Source organism: Streptomyces sp. JLBG701 (assembly GCF_058544905.1).
In genome coordinates, this window is record NZ_CM178588.1 from 1,040,043 (window position 1) to 1,061,346 (window position 21,304).

Annotated in this window: 22 protein-coding genes; 12 read left to right on the forward strand and 10 right to left on the reverse strand. The window is 69.6% G+C overall.

Translation table 11 applies throughout. The features are described 5' to 3' along the window. Positions 1–81: 81 nt before the first annotated feature. From AC5DRG_RS04795 to AC5DRG_RS04835, 9 genes are all read right to left on the reverse strand, one after another. Positions 82–1,098: an asparaginase gene (locus AC5DRG_RS04795; protein WP_491808285.1), complete on the reverse strand. Its 1,017-nt coding sequence runs from the start codon at positions 1,096–1,098 to the stop codon at positions 82–84. 44 nt (positions 1,099–1,142) lie between these two features. After that, a complete protein-coding gene (locus tag AC5DRG_RS04800) occupies positions 1,143–2,582 on the reverse strand; it encodes an amino acid permease (RefSeq protein WP_491808286.1) in 1,440 nt (479 codons plus the stop codon). Next, positions 2,579–3,256 carry a FadR/GntR family transcriptional regulator gene (locus tag AC5DRG_RS04805; RefSeq protein ID WP_491812971.1) on the reverse strand — a complete coding sequence of 226 codons (678 nt, stop codon included), beginning with the start codon at positions 3,254–3,256 and terminating at the stop codon, positions 2,579–2,581. The genes AC5DRG_RS04800 and AC5DRG_RS04805 overlap by 4 nt, the downstream gene beginning before the upstream one ends. A gap of 154 nt (positions 3,257–3,410) precedes the next feature. Then, on the reverse strand, positions 3,411–4,247 hold the full coding sequence (locus AC5DRG_RS04810) for an undecaprenyl-diphosphate phosphatase (RefSeq protein WP_491808287.1): 837 nt from the start codon (positions 4,245–4,247) through the stop codon (positions 3,411–3,413). A gap of 85 nt (positions 4,248–4,332) precedes the next feature. Continuing rightward, entirely contained in the window at positions 4,333–4,707 is a 375-nt protein-coding gene (gene crcB / locus AC5DRG_RS04815; protein ID WP_491808288.1) for a fluoride efflux transporter CrcB, read from the reverse strand. Further along, a complete protein-coding gene (locus AC5DRG_RS04820) occupies positions 4,707–5,099 on the reverse strand; it encodes a DUF190 domain-containing protein (RefSeq protein ID WP_491808289.1) in 393 nt (130 codons plus the stop codon). Before AC5DRG_RS04820 ends, crcB (AC5DRG_RS04815) begins: the two co-directional genes overlap by 1 nt. Continuing rightward, positions 5,096–5,557 (reverse strand): fluoride efflux transporter CrcB, encoded by a 462-nt coding sequence (crcB, locus tag AC5DRG_RS04825; protein WP_491808290.1) that lies wholly within the window; start codon positions 5,555–5,557, stop codon positions 5,096–5,098. Before crcB (AC5DRG_RS04825) ends, AC5DRG_RS04820 begins: the two co-directional genes overlap by 4 nt. Positions 5,558–5,705: 148 nt before the next feature. Next, positions 5,706–7,265 (reverse strand): glycosyl hydrolase 53 family protein, encoded by a 1,560-nt coding sequence (locus AC5DRG_RS04830; protein ID WP_491808291.1) that lies wholly within the window; start codon positions 7,263–7,265, stop codon positions 5,706–5,708. 119 nt (positions 7,266–7,384) lie between these two features. Continuing rightward, positions 7,385–9,406: a beta-galactosidase gene (locus AC5DRG_RS04835; protein WP_491808292.1), complete on the reverse strand. Its 2,022-nt coding sequence runs from the start codon at positions 9,404–9,406 to the stop codon at positions 7,385–7,387. A gap of 232 nt (positions 9,407–9,638) precedes the next feature. On the opposite strand from AC5DRG_RS04835, the gene AC5DRG_RS04840 reads away from it, so the two are divergent. From AC5DRG_RS04840 to AC5DRG_RS04865, 6 genes are all read left to right on the forward strand, one after another. Further along, positions 9,639–10,958: an ABC transporter substrate-binding protein gene (locus tag AC5DRG_RS04840; RefSeq protein WP_491808294.1), complete on the forward strand. Its 1,320-nt coding sequence runs from the start codon at positions 9,639–9,641 to the stop codon at positions 10,956–10,958. After that, on the forward strand, positions 10,955–11,878 hold the full coding sequence (locus tag AC5DRG_RS04845; RefSeq protein ID WP_491808295.1) for a carbohydrate ABC transporter permease: 924 nt from the start codon (positions 10,955–10,957) through the stop codon (positions 11,876–11,878). The genes AC5DRG_RS04840 and AC5DRG_RS04845 overlap by 4 nt, the downstream gene beginning before the upstream one ends. Then, positions 11,875–12,780, forward strand: a complete 906-nt coding sequence (locus AC5DRG_RS04850; protein WP_491808296.1) for a carbohydrate ABC transporter permease — start codon at positions 11,875–11,877, stop codon at positions 12,778–12,780. Before AC5DRG_RS04845 ends, AC5DRG_RS04850 begins: the two co-directional genes overlap by 4 nt. After that, a complete protein-coding gene (locus AC5DRG_RS04855) occupies positions 12,777–13,808 on the forward strand; it encodes a LacI family DNA-binding transcriptional regulator (RefSeq protein WP_491808297.1) in 1,032 nt (343 codons plus the stop codon). The genes AC5DRG_RS04850 and AC5DRG_RS04855 overlap by 4 nt, the downstream gene beginning before the upstream one ends. Before the next feature lie 117 nt (positions 13,809–13,925). Continuing rightward, on the forward strand, positions 13,926–14,270 hold the full coding sequence (locus AC5DRG_RS04860) for a VOC family protein (protein WP_491808298.1): 345 nt from the start codon (positions 13,926–13,928) through the stop codon (positions 14,268–14,270). Between the two features lie 60 nt (positions 14,271–14,330). Further along, positions 14,331–14,726, forward strand: a complete 396-nt coding sequence (locus AC5DRG_RS04865; RefSeq protein WP_491808299.1) for a MarR family winged helix-turn-helix transcriptional regulator — start codon at positions 14,331–14,333, stop codon at positions 14,724–14,726. Between the two features lie 115 nt (positions 14,727–14,841). On the opposite strand, the gene AC5DRG_RS04870 is transcribed toward AC5DRG_RS04865, so the two are convergent. Beyond that, positions 14,842–15,690 (reverse strand): LysR family transcriptional regulator, encoded by an 849-nt coding sequence (locus tag AC5DRG_RS04870; protein ID WP_491808300.1) that lies wholly within the window; start codon positions 15,688–15,690, stop codon positions 14,842–14,844. 332 nt (positions 15,691–16,022) lie between these two features. On the opposite strand from AC5DRG_RS04870, the gene AC5DRG_RS04875 reads away from it, so the two are divergent. Genes AC5DRG_RS04875 through AC5DRG_RS04900 form a run of 6 tightly spaced genes read left to right on the forward strand, consistent with a single transcriptional unit; the run spans position 16,023 to position 21,294 of the window. After that, positions 16,023–16,733, forward strand: coding sequence for an alpha/beta hydrolase (locus tag AC5DRG_RS04875; RefSeq protein WP_491808301.1), 711 nt, complete (start codon positions 16,023–16,025; stop codon positions 16,731–16,733). After that, positions 16,730–17,575: a sulfurtransferase gene (locus tag AC5DRG_RS04880; protein ID WP_491808302.1), complete on the forward strand. Its 846-nt coding sequence runs from the start codon at positions 16,730–16,732 to the stop codon at positions 17,573–17,575. Before AC5DRG_RS04875 ends, AC5DRG_RS04880 begins: the two co-directional genes overlap by 4 nt. Continuing rightward, on the forward strand, positions 17,572–18,456 hold the full coding sequence (locus tag AC5DRG_RS04885) for an ABC transporter permease (RefSeq protein WP_491808303.1): 885 nt from the start codon (positions 17,572–17,574) through the stop codon (positions 18,454–18,456). Before AC5DRG_RS04880 ends, AC5DRG_RS04885 begins: the two co-directional genes overlap by 4 nt. A gap of 5 nt (positions 18,457–18,461) precedes the next feature. Further along, complete coding sequence (locus AC5DRG_RS04890; protein ID WP_491808304.1) at positions 18,462–19,205, forward strand: ABC transporter ATP-binding protein; 744 nt, start codon at positions 18,462–18,464, stop codon at positions 19,203–19,205. Then, entirely contained in the window at positions 19,202–20,173 is a 972-nt protein-coding gene (locus AC5DRG_RS04895) for an ABC transporter substrate-binding protein (protein ID WP_491808305.1), read from the forward strand. Before AC5DRG_RS04890 ends, AC5DRG_RS04895 begins: the two co-directional genes overlap by 4 nt. Before the next feature lie 23 nt (positions 20,174–20,196). Further along, positions 20,197–21,294 (forward strand): LLM class flavin-dependent oxidoreductase, encoded by a 1,098-nt coding sequence (locus AC5DRG_RS04900; RefSeq protein ID WP_491808306.1) that lies wholly within the window; start codon positions 20,197–20,199, stop codon positions 21,292–21,294. Positions 21,295–21,304 lie beyond the last annotated feature (10 nt).

Consider the following 21,304-nt stretch of genomic DNA (forward strand, 5'->3'; position numbering starts at 1 on the left):
CCAACGCCCCAAGGGGCGCGGGGAACTGCGCGACCAGCCACAACCGACCCGCAGATCAAGGACGACCTGTCCGGCGAAGCGCTACGCGCAGGCCGGCAAAGCGACGGGGTCGAGCGCACGCACCGGCCGAACACGACCCACCGGCTCCCCACCCCCGAGCAACGGCTCCCCCGCGAACTCGGTGAGCAGGGCCGGGTCAACCCCCGCCCGCCCAAGCGCCGCCGCGGCAACCGGCACACGCGCCCGATTGGCCCCGTCGGCGATCTTCACCGCAACGGCCCGCCCATCCGGCAGCGCAGCCACCTGAACCCCCTCGAACCCATCCTTGGCAAGCAGCCCCGGCACGGCCCGCATCAACGCGGCGACATCCCGCCCCGCCCCGGAAGCCATGTCCGGGTAAGACCGCATCGCATCGGCGACCTGCGCTTCCGGCGTACCAGGCGCCGCGGTGGTGATGCGAGCGGCGGCACGGGCGAGTCCGTGCAGGGAGATGGAGAACAGAGGCGCGCCGCACCCGTCGACGGTGACCTGGGCGATGCGCTGCCCGGTGAGGTCCTCGACGATCTCCGCGATCGCCTGCTGGAGAGGGTGACCGGGATCGAGGTAGTCGTCCAGGGACCAGCCGTTCAGCCGGCAGGTGTAGAGCATGGCCGCGTGCTTGCCGGAGCAGTTCTGGGCCAGGCGTGAGGGCTGACGCCCCTCCCGGACCCAGGCGTCCCGCACAGCCGGACCGAACGGCAGGTCGGGCACGTTACGCAGGTCGTCCTCGCTGAGCCCGGCCATTTCGAGGATGCGCCGAGTCCCGGCAAGGTGGCGTTCCTCGCCGGAGTGACTCGCCGCGGCGAGGGAGAGCAGGTCACCGTCGAGCGGCAGCCCCGCCCGCAGCATGGCGACGGCCTGGACGGGCTTGAGCGCGGAGCGCGGATAGAACGCGGCCTCGATGTCGCCGAGTTGGAAGCCGACGTCGCCTGCCTGGTCGAGGACGACGACGGAACCGTAGTGGATGCCCTCGACGACGCCGCCGCGTATGAGGTGGGCGACGGGCGTGTGGAGGGGTTCGCGGATCATGGGTGGTGCCGCGAGGGAACTGCTGTACATGACTGCCTGCATCACTGGTGGGTTGGAGTGGGCCGGCGCGCTGTTCACGCGTCGGCGCCGGCGGACTTGCGGGCGACCTGACGGCGTACGCCGTACCAGCCCGCGACGAGCGCTCCGGCGATCAGCGGGAGACACAGCACGGTGGTGCGTCCGGCGCCGCCGTCGGCGTACATGAGGACCAGGACCGAGGCGAGGAAGGCCAGGGTCACGAGTTCGGTCCAGGGGGAGCCCGGGAGGCGGTAGCTCGGCCGGGACAGTTCACCGTTCTCGGTCTTCCGCCAGAACACCAGGTGACAGATCATGATCATGCCCCAGGTGGCGAGGATGCCGATCGCGGCGAAGTTGAGCACGATCTCGAACGCGTCGGCGGGGACGACGAAGTTGAGGCCGACGCCGACGACGCAGATGCCGCTGGTGAGCAGGATGCCGCCGTACGGGACCTGGGTGCGGCTCATGTTGCCGGTGAACTTCGGGGCCGAGCCCGACATCGCCATGGAGCGCAGGATGCGGCCGGTGGAGTACAGGCCGGAGTTGAGCGAGGACATGGCCGCCGTGAGGACGACGAGGTTCATGACGCCGCCGGCCGCGGGGATGCCGATGTTGGAGAGGACGGTCACGAAGGGGCTCTCGCCGGACGTGTACTTGTTCCACGGCAGCAGCATCGACAGCAGGACGACCGAGCCGACGTAGAAGAGGCCGACGCGCCACATGATCGAGTTGATCGCCTTCGGCATGATCTTCTCGGGGTTCTCGGTCTCACCGGCCGCGACGCCCACCAGCTCCACGGAGGCGTAGGCGAAGACGACGCCCTGGATGATCAGGAGCATGGGCAGCAGGCCGCCCGGGAAGACGCCGCCGTTGTCGGTGATCAGGGACGGGCCCGGAGTGGTGTCGCCCACCGGGTGCTGGGTGACCAGCAGGAAGATGCCGATCAACATGAACGCCACGAGCGCGCTCACCTTGATGATGGCGAACCAGAACTCCAGCTCGCCGAACATCTTCACCGAGATGAGGTTCACGGTGAGGACGACGGCGAGCGCGATGAGCGCGATCACCCACTGCGGGATGTCGGAGAACATGCCCCAGTAGTGGGTGTAGACGGCCACCGCGGTGATGTCGGCGATACCGGTGGTGGCCCAGTTCAGGAAGTACATCCAGCCCGCGACATACGCGCCCTTCTCCCCCAGGAACTCCCGGGCGTACGACACGAAGGCGCCGGAGGACGGGCGGTACAGGACGAGTTCGCCGAGGGCGCGCACGACCAGGAACGCGAAGATGCCGCAGACCGCGTAGGCGATGAACAACGAAGGCCCGGCGTCGGCCAGGCGGCCGCCGGCGCCGAGGAACAGGCCGGTGCCGATGGCGCCGCCGATGGCGATCATGTTGACGTGCCGGTGCTTCAGCGACTTGCTGTAGCCCGCGTCTCCGGCGTCGACATGGCCGGAACGTTTCTGCACGTCGTCGCGCAGGATCTGCTCGCTCACGCCTCGGGTCCGCCTTCCGTGGGGGGGTCCGTGCGCGCGGAGCGCACGATGTCGGTGAGGGTCGTCTCGACCCGGTCGAGGTGGTGGGACATGGCCTCGACGGCGTCCTGCTCGCTGCCGTCGATCAGCGCCTCGACGATCGCCCGGTGCTCGCGGTTGGACTGCTCGCGCCGGCCGCCCAGCTCGTTGAGGAACGCCGACTGGCGGGCCAGGGCGTCGCGGATCTCCTCGATGACCCGGCGGAACACCGGGTTCTGGGCGGCCTCGGCCACGGCGAGGTGGAAGAGCGTGTCCATCGCGACCCATGCGGTGGTGTCGGTCTCCGACTCCATCCGGTCCAGAAGGTGGGCCAGGTGGTCGAGGTTCTCCGGGGTGCGGCGGGCGGCCGCGTATCCGGCGACCGGGATCTCGACGTGGCGGCGCACTTCCAGGAGGTCGCTGGCCGCGTAGTCGCCGAAGGTGGGGTCCTCGACGGCGTTGGCGACGACGAAGGTGCCCTTGCCGGTCTTGGAGACGGTCAGCCCCATCGTCTGCAGGGCACGCAGGGCCTCGCGCAGCACCGGGCGGCTGATCTCCAGGGTGCGGCAGAGCTCCGCCTCGGAGGGGAGTTTGTCGCCGATGGCGTAGTCGCCGCGCTCGATGGCTCCGCGCAGGTGGGTGAGCACCGCTTCCATGGCGCTGACGCGCCGAGGTGCCGAACCACCTGTCTGGCTGTCTGACAGGTTCACGGGAGTGATCCTGCGCGCGGCAGGAGGGTGCTGTCAAGGTGCGCGAAAGGTGACTTTCACGGGGTGTGGAGCGTGAATACCGCGCCACACCCCGTCGCGATCAGCTGTTGAGGGTGCCCGTGGCGAGCAGTCCGAACAGCAGCACGCCGACGACGATCCGGTAGATGACGAAGGCGTTGAAGGAGTGCTTGGCGACGAACTTCAGCAGCCAGGCGATGGAGGCGTAGGCGACGACGAAGGAGACGAGCGTGCCGACGGCCAGCGGCGCGACGCCCGCCCCCGTGCCCAGGGCGTCCTTCAGCTCGTAGATGCCCGCGCCGGTGAGGGCCGGGATGCCGAGGAAGAACGAGAGCCGGGTGGCGGCGACGCGGTCCAGGTCGAGGATCAGCGCGGTGGACATGGTGGCGCCGGATCGCGAGAAGCCGGGGAAGAGCAGGGCGAGGATCTGGGAGCTGCCGACCAGCATCGCGTCCTTGAACGAGGTGTCGTCCTCACCGCGCTTGTGCCGGCCGATCTGGTCCGCCGCCCACATCACACCGCTGCCGACGATCAGCGAGCCCGCGACCACCCAGAGGGAGGCCAGCGGCCCCTCGATGAGCGGTTTGGCGGCGAGGCCCACGGCGACGATGGGGATCGTCGCGTAGATCACCCACCAGGCGAACTTGTAGTCGTGGTGGTAGCGCTCCTCCTTGTTCCGCAGACCACGGCCCCACGCGGAGACGATCCGCACGATGTCCTTGAAGAAGTACACGAGGACGGCGGCGATCGCGCCGACCTGGATGACGGCCGAGAACCCGACGACGGCGTTGTCGTCGACGGGGATTCCCATCAGCCCCTCGGTGATCTTCAGATGCCCGGTGGACGAGACGGGCAGGAACTCGGTCACCCCCTCGACGGCTCCGAGGACGACGGCCTGACCGACGGAGATGGCGCTCATGGGATCCAGTTCTGGGGTGTTGGTCGACAGTGCGGTGAGACGTTGCGGTGACCAGTTCTACCGCGCCCGGGTGCGGTCCCGTGGGCTAGGACCACACCGTCTGGGCGATCCACACTCCCGCGAACGCCATACCGAGCCCCGCCACCACGCTCCCGACGACGTTGGCGGCGGCATGGAGCCCCGCCCCGGTCTCGGTCAGCTTCAGGGTCTCGTACGAGAAGGTCGAGTACGTCGTCAGGGCCCCGCACAGCCCCGTGCCGAGCAGCAACTGCAGGTGGGAACTGGCGGCGCCGGCGGTCGCCGCGCCGGTCAGGAGTCCCAGGATCAGGCAGCCGGTCACGTTCACCGCGAAGGTGCCCCAGGGGAAGACGGAGTCGTGCCTGGACTGCACCGCTCGGTCGGTCAGATAGCGGAGCGGGGCGCCGACCATGCCGCCGACGACGACCAGCAGCCAGTTCACTACGACTTCTTACCTTTCTTGTCCGTTTTGCCGGGATGTGTGCCATCCGTTGCGCCGTCGCGGCCGATGTACCGGATGACCTCGCAGTCGTCGAGAATCACCAGTCCCTCGGTGACGAGTTCGTCGAGCTGGGGCAGGAAGGCCCTGACCCGGTCCTCCGTGTCGACGATCACGATCGCCACCGGGAGGTCCTCACTCAGGGACAGCAGTCGTGAGGTGTGGATCAGGGAGGAGGCGCCGAAGCCCTCGATGCCGCGGAAGACGCTCGCGCCCGCGAGGCCGGCCGTGTGAGCCCGGTGCACGATCTCCGAGTACAGCGGCTTGTGGTGCCAGGTGTCGTGTTCGCCGACGAAGACGGTCACGCGCAGGGCGCTGCCGGTCAGCCTCGTCATCGTTGCCTCCCCTTCAGGACACGGCGGGTCGCCGTCATCGCGAGCCACACCGCCGCGAGCGCCGTGAGGAGGGTCGCGGCGAGGTAGGCGAGGGCGGTGCGGGGGTGGCCCGCGTCGATCAGTTTCTGGATGTCGACAGCGTAGGTCGAGAACGTGGTGAAGCCGCCGAGCACGCCGGTGCCGAAGAACGGGCGGACCAGCCGGTGGGCGGCCAGGACCTCGGTGACGAGCACCATGAACACGCCTATGACGGCGCAACCGACGACGTTGACCCAGAAGGTCGTCCAGGGGAATCCACCCGACTGCGCGGGCCACCAGAGCGAGGCCGCGTAGCGGGCCGTGGCTCCGATACCGCCGCCGAGGGCGACCACCGCGACGACCTGGCCTTGGCCGCGCAGGACGGACCGCCGTGGGGCGCGGGGGCCGGCGCCGAGGCTCTCGGCCTCCGGGGCTCTCATGGTCGTAACTCTCCTGCTCGCCGGGGCCCGGCATGCGGGCCCTTGCCGTCACCAGCAGGGACGGTAACCCCATATGCGCACCGGGGTCACTTCGGGCAGGGGCGAGGGCCCGGCCGCCCCTCAGCGGCCGGGCCCTCGCGTCAGGGGGTCAGCGGTGGCTGAACCATGCCATCGCCGGAAGGGCCTTGTCGTCGTAGCCGAACAGCGCCTGGTTCTCCCAGCCGTTGCCGGAGGTGGAGTCGGTCGGATCCCAGCCGTTGCCGGTGACCGCGGTCCAGGTGGCCTCCCAGTAGAAGACGCCGAGACCGCGGCCGTTCGGGACGGCCTCGACGATGCTCGCGATGTCCTTCATCCACCGCGTCTGGCCGGCCGTGCTCGCCGCGTAGCCGGAGACCAGCTCACCGGTCGTGTCGATGATGTTCGTCCACGAGTCTTCGCTGTCCAGGCGGAACGGGTACGCCGTCTCGGCGACGTAGACCGGCTTGCCGTAGCGGGAGGCCGCGTCGTCCAGAGTGGTCTGGAAGTCGTAGAGCGAACCGTGCCAGTAGCCGTAGTACGACAGACCGATCACGTCGAACTTCACTCCGTTGGAGACCGCACTGTCGAACCACCAGCGAGTGCCCGACAGGTCGCCGCCCTTGGCGAGGTGCAGTGCGACGGTGGTGGACGAGCTGACCGCCTTGACCGCGTCGTAGCCGGAGTTGAGGAGCCCGGCGAGCTGCGACCAGTTGTCGGTGGAGCCCTCGGACCACAGCATGCCGCCGTTGATCTCGTTGCCGACCTGGACCATGTCGGCCGTGGTGCCCTGCGCCTTCAGCGCGTTGAGGACGTCGTACGTGTGGTTGTACACGTCCGTCTTCAACTGACTGTAGGAGTGTCCGGACCAGGCGGCCGGCTTGGTCTGGGCGCCCGGGTCGGCCCAGGTGTCCGAGTAGTGGAAGTCGACCAGCAGCTTCATGCCCTGCGCCTTGACGCGCTTGGCCATGGCGAGGACGCGCGTCTTGTTGTTGTAGCCGTCGGCCGGGTTGACCCAGACCTTGAGGCGCGCGTAGTTCATGCCGGCGGACTTCAGGACGGTGAGCGCGTCGCTCGTGGTGCCGGAGCTGGTCTTGTAGACACCGCCGAGGGCCTCGCTCTTGGCGAGGGAGGAGACGTCGGCGCCGTGGATGCTCGTCCCGCCCGTGCCTGAGGCGAAGGTCAGGTCGTCAACATTGATCCAGTTGCCCGCGTTGGCATTGGAGTTGATGCTGATGGTGCACTGGTTGTTCGTCACCGCGATGGGCACGACGATGCGGATCCACCCGCTGGCGGAGACCGGCAGGTCGGTGCGCTGCTCCGAACTCCCGCAGTTCTTCAGGGCTATGTAGGCGGAGTTCTGCCCGCCCCCCGAGCGGACCCAGGCGGTGAGCTTGTAGTTCCCGTTGGTGAGCCCCGACAGGTACTGGTAGGTCTCCACCGTGTAGGCGGAGGACGAGTAGTGGGTCAGGCGGTAACTCCCGCTGTGGCCACCGGCTTCGACGTAACTGGCGCCGGTGGACCCGTACTCGGACCAGCCGGTCGGCGTGGCGACTCCCGCGCCGTCCGACTCGAAGCCGGCGTTGGTGAGGGTGCTGGCCGCCTGCGCCGTCTGTGCGGGCAGGGCGGTGAGGGCGAGTCCGGCCGCGAGCGGCAGCAGCAGGGCCCTGAGTGTGCGTCTGGGATGGAACATCTTCGTCCGTCGTCCCTTCGACGTGATGGGGATGGGGATGTCCCTCACGATGGCGCTGGAGGGAGAGCCCCTCCGCCCGCGGCTCTCGTGGCACTCACGGACGGAGGGGAGTTGGCGGCTCAGCCGTCGAGTCGTACGACCCGGACGGCTCCGGCGGGTACCGCGAGGCGGCCCGCGGCTCGTTCGCCCGTCAGCAGTTCGGTGCCGTGCGCTTCCAGCGGCACCTTGGCGTCCGACGGACTGTGGTTGATCGCGAACAGATAGGTGCCCGACTCGCCGGTGCGGCGCACGACTTCGACGTCGTGGGGCAGGTCGGCGCGGGGTGCGACGCGGGCGTCCTCGGCGGCCCAGCCGAGCAGGGCGTCCAGGCCGTGTGCGTCGAGTCGGGTCGACACGTACCAGGCGGTGCCCTCGCCGAGGCGGTGCCGGGTGACGGCCGGGTGGCCGGCGGTGAGGCCGTCGGCGTACGTCCACACGGTCTCGGCGTCGCCCGGCACCACGAACTCGGTCCACACGTCACCGGTGAGCTCGGAGCCGTCGGGGCCGGCGATACGCACGGTGTCGCCCTTCAGGAGCGGTGAGAACTCCTCGACGGTCAGGCCTAGTACGTCGCGCAGCGGGCCCGGGTAGGCGCCCTCGTGCACGGCGTCGTGCTCGTCGACGATGCCGGAGAAGTACGAGACGACGAGGGTGCCGCCGTTCTCGACGTACTCCTTGAGGTTGTTCCCGGCGGCCTCCGTCATCAGGTAGAGCGCGGGCACGACGACAAGGGGATAGGCCGACAAGTCGGCTTCCGGGTGGGCGAAGTCGACCGTGAGGTGGCGGTCGTAGAGGGCCTCGTAGAAGGCGTCGGCGCGCTCGCGCGGGTCGTGGTCCTCGCTGGGGCGCCACTGGAGGTTCTGCGCCCACCAGGAGTGCCAGTCCCACAGGACGGCCACGTCGGCCTGGGTGCGCGTGGAGCGGATCTGGCTCAACGAGTCGAGGGACGCGCCGAGTTCGACGACCTCGCGCCACACCCGGGTCTCGGTGCCGCCGTGCGGCAGCATCGCCGAGTGGAACTTCTCGGCGCCGCGCCGCGACTGCCGCCACTGGAAGAACATGGCGCCGTCGGAGCCGCGGGCCACGTGCGCGAGGGAGTTGCGGGCCATCTCGCCGGGGGCCTTGGCTGGGTTGCGGGGCTGCCAGTTGACGCCCGAGGTGGAGTGTTCGAGCAGCAGCCAGGGGGCGCCGCCGCCGACGGAACGGGTGATGTCGGCGGCCATCGCGAGGTTCACGTGGGTGCGGCGGCCGTCGGTGATCAGGTAGTGGTCGTTGGTGACGATGTCGACCTCGCGGCCCCAGGCCCAGTAGTCGACGGAGTCGCACTGGCTGAGTGCGGCCATGAAGTTCGTGGTGACCGGGATGCCGGGTGACAGGCGGTGCAGGATGTCCCGCTCCATCACGAAGTTCTCGCGCATGGTGGCGTCGGCGAACCGCTTGTAGTCCAGCGCCTGCGCCGGGTTGCCGACGGTCGGGGTGGCTCGCGGCGGGTTGATCTGGCCGAGGTCCGCGTACCGCTGGCCCCAAAACGCGGTGCCCCAGGCCTCGTTGACCGCGTCGACCGTGTCGTACGTCGACTCCAGCCAGCGGCGGAAGTGGGCGGCGCAGGACTCGCAGTAGCAGGCCGAGACGGGGACGCCGTACTCGTTGTGCACGTGCCACATCGCGAGGGCCGGGTGATCGCCGTAGCGCTCGGCGAGCCGGGTGGTGATGTTCGCGGCGGCCGCGCGGTAGTCGGCGTTGCTGTGACAGATGGCGGCGCGCGAGCCGAACTCGTATCGCACGCCCTCGGCGGTCATGGGCAGCGCGTCGGGGTGGGCCCGGTAGAACCAGGCGGGCGGCGCCACGGTCGGGGTGCCCAGATCCGCGCGTATGCCGTTCTCGTGCAGGAGGTCGAGCAGACGGTCGAGCCAGCCGAAGTCGTACGCCCCGGGTGTGGGTTCCAGCAGGGCCCAGGAGAAGATGCCGACGCTCACCATGCTCACGCCGGCTTCCCGCATGAGCCGTACGTCCTCGTGCCAGACCTTTTCCGGCCACTGCTCGGGGTTGTAGTCCCCACCGAAGGCGAGCCTGGTGAGGCCCCTGGGGGTGGTCTCCGGCATGGATCTCTCCCGTTTTATCGATCATTTGGGAACGTGCACACACAGCGCTGTCGGCGCGAGCCCAACATAACCGCACAGCAACAACCATTGACAAGTGTCCTGGATGTTTCTCTACTGTGAACGCTCACAGAAGCACCGCGAGTGAGCCGAAGGGGCGCCCCGGAGGCGAACCGCGCAATAACAGGGCAGGTTCTCGCAGCAGGCGAGGACCCTGGTCAGGGGAGAACGATCCATGCCCATCACGACGCACCGACGCCTCGTGTCAACAGCTGTCGCGGTCGCGCTCGGCGCCACCGCTCTCGCCGCCTGCGGCTCGTCCGACGACAACAGCGACGCCGAGTCGGGGCCGGTCTCGCTGACGTACTGGACCTGGACGCCCGGCATGGACAAGGTCGTCGACCTGTGGAACAAGGGGCAGGGCAAGAAGGACCAGATCACGGTCACGGTGAAGAAGCAGGCGTCCGGCGACACGCTGGTCACCAAGATCCTCACCGCGCACAAGGCCGGCAAGGCGCCCGACCTGGTGCAGGCCGAGTACCAGGCGCTGCCGACGCTGGTCAGCAATGACGCGCTGGCGGACATAGCCAAGGACGCGGGCGACGCGAAGAGCAAGTTCGCCGACGGCGTCTGGCAGCAGACCACGCTGGGCACGGACGCTGTCTACGCGATCCCGCAGGACATCGGGCCGATGATGTTCTACTACCGCGCGGACCTGTTCAAGAAGTACGGCCTGACGGTTCCGACGACCTGGGAGGAGTTCGCCGAGACCGCGCGCACGCTGAAGAAGAAGTCGCCGGACACGGACCTGACGACGTTCTCCGCCAACGACTCCGGTCTCTTCGCGGGCCTCGCCCAGCAGGCCGGCGCCAAGTGGTGGACGACCGAGGGCGAGAAGTGGAAGGTCGGCATCGACGACGCGGCGACGCAGAAGGTCGCCGATTTCTGGGGTGGCCTCGTCAAGGAGGGCGCGATCGACAACCAGCCGATGTACACGCCGTCCTGGAACAAGGCGCTGAACACCGGCAAGCAGATCGCCTGGGTCTCCGCGGTGTGGGCGCCTGGCACGCTCACCACGGCCGCGCCCGACACCAAGGGCAAGTGGGAAATGGCCCCGCTCCCCCAGTGGTCGTCCGGTGAGAGCGTGACCGGCAGCTGGGGCGGCTCCTCCACCGCCGTCACCACGGACTCCAAGCACCAGGCGGCCGCCGCGAAGTTCGCCGCGTGGCTGAACACCGACGACGCGGCCCTGACGGCGCTGGCGAAGGAGGGCGGCATCTACCCGGCCGCCACCAACGCCCAGACCAGCGGCGCCTTCACCACCCCGCCGGACTACTTCTCGAACCAGACGGACTTCTACACCAAGGCCGCCGAGATCGCGAAGACCACGGCCCCCTCCGCCTGGGGCCCGAACGTGAACGTCGCCTACACGGCCTTCAACGACGCCTTCGGCGCCGCCGCCAAGGACAAGTCGGACTTCGGTGCCGCTCTGAAGACCATGCAGGACGCCACCGTCGCCGACCTCAAGAAGCAGGGCTTCGGGGTCGCGGAGTGACCAAGGCACGCCGGAAGTCGTACGGGGTCAAGGGGGCCCCGTACGCTTTCCTCCTCCCCGCGACGATCCTCTTCGCCCTCTTCTTCGCGCTGCCCATCGGGTACGCGCTCTGGCTGAGCCTGCACAAGGTCCAGGTCAAGGGCCTGGGCCTCGGGGCCGGCGCCCGCAAGGAAGTCTGGGCGGGCCTGGAGAACTACACCGACGCGCTCACCGACTCCGAGCTGCTCGACGGCGCGCTGCGCGTCCTGGGCTACGGCGCCATCGTGATCCCGGTGATGCTCGGCCTCGCGCTGATCTTCGCGCTGATGCTCGACACGGACAAGGTGCGCCTCGCCCCCTTCACGCGGCTGGCGATCTTCCTGCCGTACGCCATTCCCGGCGTCGTCGCCGCGATGCTCTGGGGCTTCCTGTACCTCCCGGACGTCAGCCCCTTCTACTTCGTCCTCGACAAGCTGGGGATGCCGCAGCCGGACCTGCTGGACGGCGGACCGCTGTACATCGCCCTCTCCAACATCGCGGTCTGGGGCGGCACCGGCTTCAACATGATCGTCATCTACACCTCGCTGCAGGCCATTCCGGCCGAGGTGTACGAGGCGGCGAAGCTGGACGGTGCCACGCCGCTGCAGGTCGCGCTGCGGATCAAGATCCCGATGGTGGCGCCCTCGCTGGTGCTCACCTTCTTCTTCTCGATCATCGCGACGCTCCAGGTGTTCAGCGAACCGACCACCCTCAAGCCCCTCACCAACTCCGTCTCCACGACCTGGAGTCCGCTGATGAAGGTGTACCAGGACGCCTTCAAGAACGGTGACATCTACTCCGCCGCGGCGGAGGCCGCACTCATCGCCGTCGTCACCCTCGTCATGTCCTTCGGCTTCCTGCGTGCCGCGAACTCCCGTAACAAGCAGGAGGAAGCACGATGAGTTCTCTTGCCGTACGAAAGGCCGCACCGGCCGCCGGTACGACCCCCGGGACCGCCCAGGGGCCGCCGCTGCGCCGCCGGATCGCCTTCGTCCCGACGCTGACGCTGTTGCTCGGCGCGCTCTACTGTCTGCTGCCCGTCGCCTGGGTGGTGATCGCGGCCACCAAGTCGGGCAGTGAACTGTTCTCCACCTTCACCTTCCTGCCGGGCACCGGTTTCACCGAGAACCTGAAGGATCTCAACGCCTACCGCGACGGCATCTACTGGAAGTGGATGGGCAACTCCGCCCTGTACGCCGGTCTCGGCGCCTTCCTGTCGACGGCCGTCTCGGCGGTCAGCGGCTACGCGCTCGCGATGTACCGCTTCCGTGGCCGCGAGACGGTGTTCAGCATCCTGATGGCCGGTGTGCTGATGCCGCCGGTGATCCTGGCCATCCCGCAGTACCTGCTGCTGGCGAAGGCGGACCTCACGGACTCGTACGCGTCCGTGCTCCTGCCCCTCGTCCTCTCCCCGTACGGCGTCTATCTCGCCAGGATCTACGCCGCCGCGGCCGTGCCCGCTGACGTGGTCGAGGCCGGGAGGATGGACGGTGCGAGCGAGTGGCGGATCTTCACCCGGATCGCGCTCCCGATGATGGTGCCCGGCCTGGTGACGGTGTTCCTCTTCCAGTTCGTGGCCGTGTGGAACAACTTCCTGCTCCCGTACATCATGCTCAGCGACGACGAGAGGTTCCCGATCACGCTCGGTCTGTTCACGCTTCTCGAACAGGGCGCCAACACCCCGGCGCTGTACACGCTGGTGATCACCGGCGCGCTGCTGGCGGTCATTCCGCTCATCGCGCTCTTCCTGGTCATCCAGCGGTTCTGGAGCCTCGATCTCCTCTCCGGAGCCGTAAAGTCATGACCATGAGCAATACGGGGGGCCGGCGCAAACCGCCGACGATCCATGACGTGGCGCGCGAGGCGGGAGTCTCACGAGGCACCGTGTCGCGTGTTCTCAACGGCGGGCACTACGTCAGCCCCGCCGCGCAGGAGGCGGTGAACGCCGCGATCCGCAAAACGGGGTACGTGGTCAACCGCCACGCCCGTTCGCTCATCACCGGCCGCTCCGACTCGATCGGCTTTCTGCTGACGGAGCCTCAGGAGCGGTTCTTCGAGGACCCCAACTTCAATGTCCTGCTGCGGGGTTGCACCCAGGCACTGGCGGCGCACGACATCCCGCTGCTGCTGATGCTGGCGGGCACGGAGGATGAACGGCGGCGCATAACGCGGTACATCACCGCCGGTCACGTCGACGGGGTACTGCTGGTCTCCAGCCACTCCGGGGACCCGGTAGCGGAGCAGCTGTGCGAGGCGGGCGTCCCGCTGGTCGCGTGCGGCAAGCCGATCGGCCTCGGCTCCAAGGTGAGCTACGTGGCGGCGGCCGACCGCGACGGGGCCCGGGACATGGTCCGCCATCTCCTGTCGCTGGGCCGCCGCCGCATCGGCGTGGTGACCGGTCCGCTCGACACCCCGGGCGGTGTGGAACGCCTCGCCGGCTACCGCGAGGTCCTGGCCGAGGAGGGCATCGAGTACGACGACCGCCTCGTCGTCTCCGGCGACTACAGCCGGGCCAGCGGCGAAGCCGGCGCGGAGCGGCTGCTGGCCCAGTGCCCGGACCTGGACGCCGTGTTCGTCGCGTCCGACCTGATGGCACAGGGTGTGCTCACCGCACTGGAGCGGGCGGGACGCAGTGTCCCCAAGGACGTGTCGGTGGGCGGCTTCGACGATTCCTCGGCCGCGTTGGCCGCCCGCCCCCAGCTGACGACCATCCGGCAGCCCTACGACCGGATCAGCGCCGAGATGGTCCGGGTACTGCTCGCGCAGATCGGCGGCGAGGATCCGGCGGCGGTGATCCTGCCCACGGAGCTGGTGAAGCGGGAGTCGACGTGACCGGTGGGGTGCGTAGGGAGCAACCGGTCAGGATCGGAGAAGCCAGACCCGCTAGCCCGTCCTAGCGTGGAACCACCGACGAAATCCATCGGGCCACACTTCTCCAGGGAGCACCCCATGACCGCCGGCCTCAACACGATCATCTACCCCGTCAAGGACATCGCCCGGGCGAAGGCCCTGTTCAGCGCCCTGCTGGAGACGGAGCCGTACGCGGACGAGCCCTACTACGTCGGTTTCAAGGACGCCGGTCAGGACGTGGGCCTCGACCCGAACGGACACAGCAAGGGCATGACCGGCCCGGTGCCGTACTGGACCGTCCCCGACATCCGGACCCGGCTGGCGGCCCTGCTGGAGGCCGGGGCGGAGCTGCTCACGGACGTCACGGACGTCGGCGGCGGCAAGCTCATCGCCTCGGTGAGGGACGCGGACGGCAACCTCATCGGGCTGACCCAGGACGCCTGAGCCCAGGAGCTCCCGCGGGCACCGGCCTCGCATTCATGCACGCGCATTAACATGGGGTGTATGGCAGCGAACACGGCCGGTGCCCGGCTGGAAGAACAGTGGCGGGACATCCTTTCGGTGCACGCGCGCACGATGTGCGAGATCGACCGCGTGCTGCACCCCCACGGCCTGGGCGCGAGCGATTTCGAGGTGCTCGACATGCTCGCGACCGAGTCGCCCCAGGAGGGCGACCAGTGCCGGGTGCAGAACCTTGTCGGGCGTCTTCATCTCAGTCAGAGCGCCCTCTCCCGTCTCATCGGGCGGCTGGAGAAGGACGGGCTGGTCGTGCGGTCCGTCTGCGCGGAGGATCGGCGCGGTGTGTGGGTGGCGCTGACCCGTAAGGGGCGCGATCTGCACGGTGAGGTTCTGCCGCTGCAACGGGCGGTGCTGGGCCGCATGCTTGGCGCTCAGCTGTAAGTTGCGTGAGGCGTTGTCGGTTCGCTGCGGCGCCGTCGTGGCTGGTCGCGCAGTTCCCCGCGCCCCTTTCGGGGCGCTGCCGAACCGTCGCCGACATATGGAGCCGCCCCCCACCTCAGCGCAGTAGGTCCTGTACCGCCTGGAAGGCGGCCTCCGCCGTTGCCGGGTCGGCGCCTGGGCGGGACAGCGCACTCATCGGGATCGGGGTGACCGACGGTAGGCCCTCGTACGGGGTGAGGCCGTCGGGGGCGGGGCCTACCGAGGCGAGGAGGGCGACTCCCTGGCCGGTGCGGGCGATGTCGAGGACGCCCGCGAGATAGCCGGCGTCGCCGACGACCGTGGCGGGTACGCCGTGCGCGGCGAGCGTCGCGATGGCGCGGCGGCGGATCGCGCACGGGTCCTCGATGGCGACCAGCGGGACGGGGGCGGGTGCGGGCGGCGGGCGCCAGCCGGGCGTCGCGTGCCAGGTGAGGGGGAGGCCGCCGACGGGAGTGCCCTCGGTGGCGGCGGCCTCGGTGACGTACACCGCGACGTCGACGCTGCCGCGCTCGACGGCCTCGACGAGGCGGGCCGAGCGGTCGATGCGGAAGCGGACCCGGCAGCCGGGTCGCACCTCCTGGACGGCGGCGGTCAGCCGGGGCAGGAACTGGTCGGCGGCGTGCTCGGTGGAGCCGATGGTGACGGTGTCGCCGTCCGCGTCGAGCAGGACGCGCACCGCCTCGTCGTGCACGGCGAGGATCCGGCGGGCCTGTTCGAGCAGCAGCCGTCCCTCGGGGGTGAAGCGGGTGCCCCGGCCCTCCCGTTCGACGACGGGCCGGCCGAGTGTCTTCTCCAGTCGGCGGACGTGCTGGCTGACCGCGGACTGGCTCAGCGCCAGCGTCCGGGCGGCCCGGTGGAAGCCGCCGCAGTCGGCTATCGCGGTCAGGCTGCGCAGGGCCACGATGTCGAGGACAGGTTGGGGCATGCCCGTGACGGTAGCTGCTCCGGGCATCGATCGCGATACCTGATCGGTTTCGATGCGGAATCATCGTTGGACGCGGCCGGTCCGGGCCGGTCATGATGAGCGCATGTTGCACACGACCGCTTCTGCTGCCTTTCTGACGCAGCGCCGAGTCATCGACTTCGGCGTGGCGTGCAGCGCGCGCTGTCGCTGATCACTTCCGCCCACGGGCGTTCCCCCTTTCTCGGCCTGAGCTGACCACGTCTCTCTCCTTCTGACACGTGCCGGCGGGTCTCGCGTGCCCTTTTCCCTTGCCTCGCACGTTTCCCCTTCCCTCACAAGGGAGTTGCCCCCTCATGCCCTCCTCGCTGTCCTCCTGGGACGAACCCGAAGGTCTCGCCGCGCGCGGCACGCTCATCGTGCTGGCCGGGCGGGGCGAACACGGCGGTGTGTACGAGCGGTTCGGCCGCCGTCTCGCCTACGACGCCTACCGCGTCCGTGCCCTCGGCGACCCGTCCGCCGATCCGTCCGTCCTCGACGCGGCGGCGAAGCTGCTGGCCGACGAGTCGCTGCCCGGCCCGAAGGTGCTGGTCGGTTCGGACACAGGGGCCCGGTACGCGGCTCGACTCGCTGCCGACCGGACCGCCGGAGTCGACGCGCTGATCCTGGTCGGTCTGCCCACCGGCCCCTGGGTGTCGGGGAGTTGGGAGGCCGAGGTCGAGGCCCGCACCGCCTGCCCGACACATCAGGGCCGCCTCAAGAACGACTCCGGTTTCCGGCGCGGGGCACTCGACGAGACCCCGGACGGCCTTCCCGAACTCCGCCTGGACCTGATCCACGTCCCGGTACTGGCCCTGCACGGCAAGGACGACGCCGTGAGCCCGCTCGACCAGGCGCTCACCGTGTACGCGGGACACCCGGGCGTGCGCACGGTCACCTTCAACGGGGGCCGGCACGACGTCCTCAACGACGCGCTGCACCGCACCGCCGCCGCGACGGTCGTCCTGTTCCTTGAGCGACTGCGGCTGTCCGACGAGCTGCCCGCGATCGCGGAGGGGCTCGCATGAGCGCCCCGGTGACGACGACTGTCGAGGAGCTGCGTGGTCAGCTGGACTCCGGCCGGCCGCCCGTCGTCCTCGACGTCCGCTGGGCGCTCGGGGATCCGCACGGCCGTGACCACTACGCCGACGGCCACATCCCGCGTGCGGTTTATGTCGACCTGGACACCGAGCTGGCCGCGCCGCCGAGCCCGGAGGGCGGCCGCCACCCCCTGCCGACCCTTGCCAACTTGCAGGCGGCGGCGCGCCGTTGGGGCGTCGGCGGCGATCGGCCCGTGGTCGTGTACGACGACCTCGGGAACACGGCCGCGGCCCGCGCCTGGTGGCTGCTGCGGTTTGCGGGTGTGCCTCATGTGACGCTGCTCGACGGGGCGTTGGGGGCGTGGCGTGCGGCCGGGTTGCCGCTGGAGTCCGGGACTCCCGCCGCGCCGGAACCGGGTGACGTCGTCCTGCGTGCGGGTGGGCTGCCGGTCACCGATGCCGATGGCGCCGCCGAACTCGCCGTATCCGGGCTGCTGTTGGATGCCCGGGCCGCCGAGCGGTATCGCGGGGAGGTGGAGCCCGTCGACCCTCGCGCGGGCCACATCCCGGGCGCCGTGTCCGCCCCCACCGGGGAGAATCTCGCGGCCGACGGGACCTTCCTGCCGCCCGAGGTGCTGCGGAAGCGGTTCGAGGAACGGGGTGCGGGTGAGGCCTCGCGCATCGGTGTCTACTGCGGCTCCGGTGTCACGGCCGCCCACCAGATCGCCGCGCTGGAGATCGCCGGCTTCGAGGCCGTTCTCTTCCCCGGCTCCTGGTCCGCCTGGTCCGCCGACCCCGACCGCCCGGCCGCGAAGGGAAACCACCCATGACGACGAAACCGCTCGACGCGGCGGTGCTGCCGCAGCAGGCAATACCCACGGACAAAGCCCCCGCGCCATCCACCCGCGTCACCATCCGCGGCACGGCCAGGTCCGCCCGCCGCTTCACCGTCCCCCGCTCCGTACGCCGCGCCTCCGGACCCGTCGGCCTCGTGCTCCTCTGGTTCCTCACCTCCGCCACCGGCGTCCTCCCGGAGACCGTGCTGGCCTCCCCCGTGGACGTCCTGCGGCAGGCCGTCGAGCTCACGAAGAACGGTGAACTCCCCAGCGCCATCGCCGCGTCGGGCCGCCGTGCCGCCACCGGCTTCCTCATCGGAGCGACCGTCGCCCTGAGCCTCTCCCTGCTGGCCGGACTGTTCCGGCTAGGCGAGGACGTCATCGACTCCTCCATGGGCATGTTCCGGGCGATCCCCTGGGTGGGCCTGATCCCGCTGTTCATCGTGTGGTTCGGCATCGAGGAGACCCCGAAGGTCGCGCTGGTCGCGCTCGGCGTGACGTACCCGCTGTACTTCAACATCTACGGCGGTATCCGCTCCACCGACGCCCAACTCGTCGAGGCCGCCCGGATGATGGGGCTCGGCCGGCTCGGGCTCATCCGGTACGTCATCCTGCCGAGCGCGCTGCCCGGGGCACTCGTGGGACTCCGGTACGCGCTGTCCACCGCGTGGCTCGCGCTGGTCTTCGCCGAGCAGATCAACGCGGACGCGGGCCTCGGCTATCTGATGAGCAACGCCCAGCAGTACTTCCGCACGGACGTCATCGTGCTCTGCCTCGTCGTGTACGCGCTGCTGGGTCTGGCCTGCGACTTCGCGGTGCGGATCCTGTCGCGACGGCTGCTGACCTGGCGGGCCAACTTCGAGGGCGAGGCGTGAGCCACATGGCCAACAGCGTGGAAATCAGGGGGCTTTCGAAGGCCTTCGACGGCAACACCGTCCTGCACGACCTCGATCTCGACCTGCGTGAGGGCGAGTTCGTGGCTCTCCTCGGACACAGTGGCTGCGGCAAGTCGACGCTGCTGCGGATCCTCGCCGGGCTCGACGACGAGATCGGCGGTGAGGTGACCGTGCCGGCGCGCCGCAGTGCCGCCTTCCAGTCGCCGCGGCTGCTGCCCTGGCTGAAGGTGTGGCGCAATGTCGTCCTCGGGCTGCCCGGCCGCCCCGACCGAGCCCTCGCCGAGCAGGCACTCGACGAGGTCGGCATCGCGGACCGCGCGACCGTCTGGCCCAAAACCCTCAGCGGCGGGCAGGCGCAGCGCGTCTCACTCGCCCGCGCTCTGGTCCGCGAGCCCGAACTGCTGCTCCTGGACGAGCCCTTCGGCGCCCTCGACGCGCTGACCCGCGGCAAGGTGCAGCAACTGGTCGCCGAGCTGTGGCAGCGGCACGGCTGCGCGATCCTCCTGGTCACCCATGACGTGGAGGAGGCGCTTCTCCTCGCCGACCGCGTCCTGGTGATGGACGAGGGCCGCATCGCGCACGAGGTCGTCGTCGACCTGCCCCGCCCTCGCGATCTGACGGCCCCCGAGTTCGTCACCCTCCGCGCCCGCCTACTCGGCTGGCTCGGCGTCACCCCCGCCCACTCCCCTACGACCACCGCAAAGACCCTGGAAGGGACCCCCTCGTGATCCGCAGAATCGCCACCGCCGCACTGAGCCTCACCACCCTGCTGGCGCTGACCGCCTGCGGCGCCGACTCCTCGGCGGACACCTCCACGAAGAGCTCCGATGTCACCCTGACCATCGGCGACCAGGCCAAGACCCTCCAGACGATCGTGGCCGCCTCCGACGCGCTCAAGAGCGCCAAGTACAAGGTGAAGTGGGCCGAGTTCGAGGGCGCCGCCCCGCTCTACCAGGCCGTGCAGGCGGGCGCCGCCGACACCACGTACTCCGCCGATCTGCCCGCGCTCCAGGCGCTGAGCGGCGGGGTGAAGTTCAAGAACGTGGCCGCGCTGAAGAACGACGGCAAGCACACCGGGATCATCGTCCGCAAGGACTCCGGCATCGACAGCGTCAAGGATCTCAAGGGCCAGAAGGTCGTGGTGTCCTCGGCGAAGGGCAGCATCGCGGAGTATCTGCTCGCCAACGTCCTGCAGCAGAACGGTCTCGACTACTCGGACGTGAAGGTCCAGTACCTGCTGCCGACCGACGCGCAGGCCGCCTTCTCCTCCGGGAAGATCAAGATCTGGGCGACCTTCGGCGTCTACCAGGCCGTCGGCCTTGAGCAGGGCGGCAAGCTCCTCGTCGACGGCGCCGACGGCCGCATCAGCGGCTACGGCTTCATCGGCGCCTCCGACCTAGCGCTCGCGGACAGTGGGAAGAAGGCCGCGCTCGCCGACTTCCTGACGCGCCTCGGTACGGCCCTGGAGTGGACCAGCACCCACCAGGACGCCTACGCCAAGGCCATCGTGGAGCACAACGGCGCCGACGCCTCCGTGGCGAAGACACTCGCCTCGGCCGCGTACAGCAAGGTCCTGCCGATCACCTCGGACGTGAGCACGACCGTCCAGGGCGTGGCCGACCTCATGAACGGCATCGGCGTCCTCGATCCGAACGTGGATGTCGCGAAGTCCTCCGACACCTCTCTCCTCAAGTAGCCGCGCCCGTCAAGGAGTTCCGCATGCCTGTCGAGTTCATCAGCGCCACCCACACCGACGCCGGCACCAACGGCCCCGCCGCGAGCAGCCGGACCGGCTTCGACCCCGACTACGTCCGCAAGTACGCCCGCGCCCTCGACGACGGGGGCTTCGACCACACCCTGGTCGCCTATCACTCGGCGTCCCCCGACGCCCTCCAGCTCGCCCAGTTCGTCGCCACCCACACCGAGCGGATCCGCCCGATCCTGGCGCACCGGCCCGGCGTGATCTTCCCGACGCACGCGGCCCGCGCCCTGGCCACCCTCGACCGGATCAGCGGCGGCCGTCTGTCGCTGCACATCATCTCCGGGGGCAGCGACGAGGAGCAGCGCCGGGAGGGCGACTACCTCAACAAGGCGGAGCGGTACGAGCGTTCGGACGAATACATCCGGATCCTGAGGCAGGTGTGGACGGCCGACGGTCCCGTCTCGCACGAGGGCAAGTACTTCCGGTTCGAGGGCTACCACTCCGATGTGAAGCCCGTGAACGGGCTGATCCCGGTGTCGGTCGGCGGTTCGTCCCAGGACGCGTACCGGGTGGGCGGCCAGCAGGGCGACATCTTCGGGCTGTGGGGCGAGCCGCTCAAGGAGACGGCCGAGCAGATCGCCGCCGTCAACGCGGTCGCCGATGCCGCCGGGCGCCCGCACCCCCGTATCTGGGTGTCGTTCCGCCCGATCATCGCACCCACCGACGAACTGGCCTGGGAGAAGGCGCACCGCACGCTGGGTGTGCTCAAGGAGCAGACGGCCGGGACAGAGCTGCTGCGCCACTACCGCACCTCCGGCCGCCCGGCCAACGTCGGTTCGCAGCGGCTGCTCGACATCGCCGAGCGCGGCGAGGTCCACGACCGCTGCCTGTGGACCGCCCCCGCGGTGGCCACCAACGCCGCCGGCGCGTCGACGGCCCTGGTCGGCTCGCCCGAGACGGTGGCGAAGGCCCTCCTCGACTACGTCGACATCGGCTGCGACCTGCTGTCGATCCGCGGCTACGACCCGCTCAACGACGCGATCGACTACGCCCGTTACGTCCTGCCCCTGGTCCGCCAGGAGCTCGCCCACCGCGCCACGACCCAAGCAGCCTGATGGAGATCCC

Coding starts and splice junctions, on each gene's coding strand:
- AC5DRG_RS04795 (WP_491808285.1), bottom strand. CDS start 1,098: ATGTACAGCAGTTCCCTCGCGGCACCACCCATGATCCGCGAACCCCTC.
- AC5DRG_RS04805 (WP_491812971.1), bottom strand. CDS start 3,256: ATGGAAGCGGTGCTCACCCACCTGCGCGGAGCCATCGAGCGCGGCGAC.
- AC5DRG_RS04810 (WP_491808287.1), bottom strand. CDS start 4,247: ATGAGCGCCATCTCCGTCGGTCAGGCCGTCGTCCTCGGAGCCGTCGAG.
- AC5DRG_RS04820 (WP_491808289.1), bottom strand. CDS start 5,099: ATGACGAGGCTGACCGGCAGCGCCCTGCGCGTGACCGTCTTCGTCGGC.
- crcB (WP_491808290.1), bottom strand. CDS start 5,557: ATGAGAGCCCCGGAGGCCGAGAGCCTCGGCGCCGGCCCCCGCGCCCCA.
- AC5DRG_RS04830 (WP_491808291.1), bottom strand. CDS start 7,265: ATGTTCCATCCCAGACGCACACTCAGGGCCCTGCTGCTGCCGCTCGCG.
- AC5DRG_RS04835 (WP_491808292.1), bottom strand. CDS start 9,406: ATGCCGGAGACCACCCCCAGGGGCCTCACCAGGCTCGCCTTCGGTGGG.
- AC5DRG_RS04840 (WP_491808294.1), top strand. CDS start 9,639: ATGCCCATCACGACGCACCGACGCCTCGTGTCAACAGCTGTCGCGGTC.
- AC5DRG_RS04850 (WP_491808296.1), top strand. CDS start 11,875: ATGAGTTCTCTTGCCGTACGAAAGGCCGCACCGGCCGCCGGTACGACC.
- AC5DRG_RS04855 (WP_491808297.1), top strand. CDS start 12,777: ATGACCATGAGCAATACGGGGGGCCGGCGCAAACCGCCGACGATCCAT.
- AC5DRG_RS04860 (WP_491808298.1), top strand. CDS start 13,926: ATGACCGCCGGCCTCAACACGATCATCTACCCCGTCAAGGACATCGCC.
- AC5DRG_RS04865 (WP_491808299.1), top strand. CDS start 14,331: ATGGCAGCGAACACGGCCGGTGCCCGGCTGGAAGAACAGTGGCGGGAC.
- AC5DRG_RS04870 (WP_491808300.1), bottom strand. CDS start 15,690: ATGCCCCAACCTGTCCTCGACATCGTGGCCCTGCGCAGCCTGACCGCG.
- AC5DRG_RS04875 (WP_491808301.1), top strand. CDS start 16,023: ATGCCCTCCTCGCTGTCCTCCTGGGACGAACCCGAAGGTCTCGCCGCG.
- AC5DRG_RS04880 (WP_491808302.1), top strand. CDS start 16,730: ATGAGCGCCCCGGTGACGACGACTGTCGAGGAGCTGCGTGGTCAGCTG.
- AC5DRG_RS04885 (WP_491808303.1), top strand. CDS start 17,572: ATGACGACGAAACCGCTCGACGCGGCGGTGCTGCCGCAGCAGGCAATA.
- AC5DRG_RS04890 (WP_491808304.1), top strand. CDS start 18,462: ATGGCCAACAGCGTGGAAATCAGGGGGCTTTCGAAGGCCTTCGACGGC.
- AC5DRG_RS04900 (WP_491808306.1), top strand. CDS start 20,197: ATGCCTGTCGAGTTCATCAGCGCCACCCACACCGACGCCGGCACCAAC.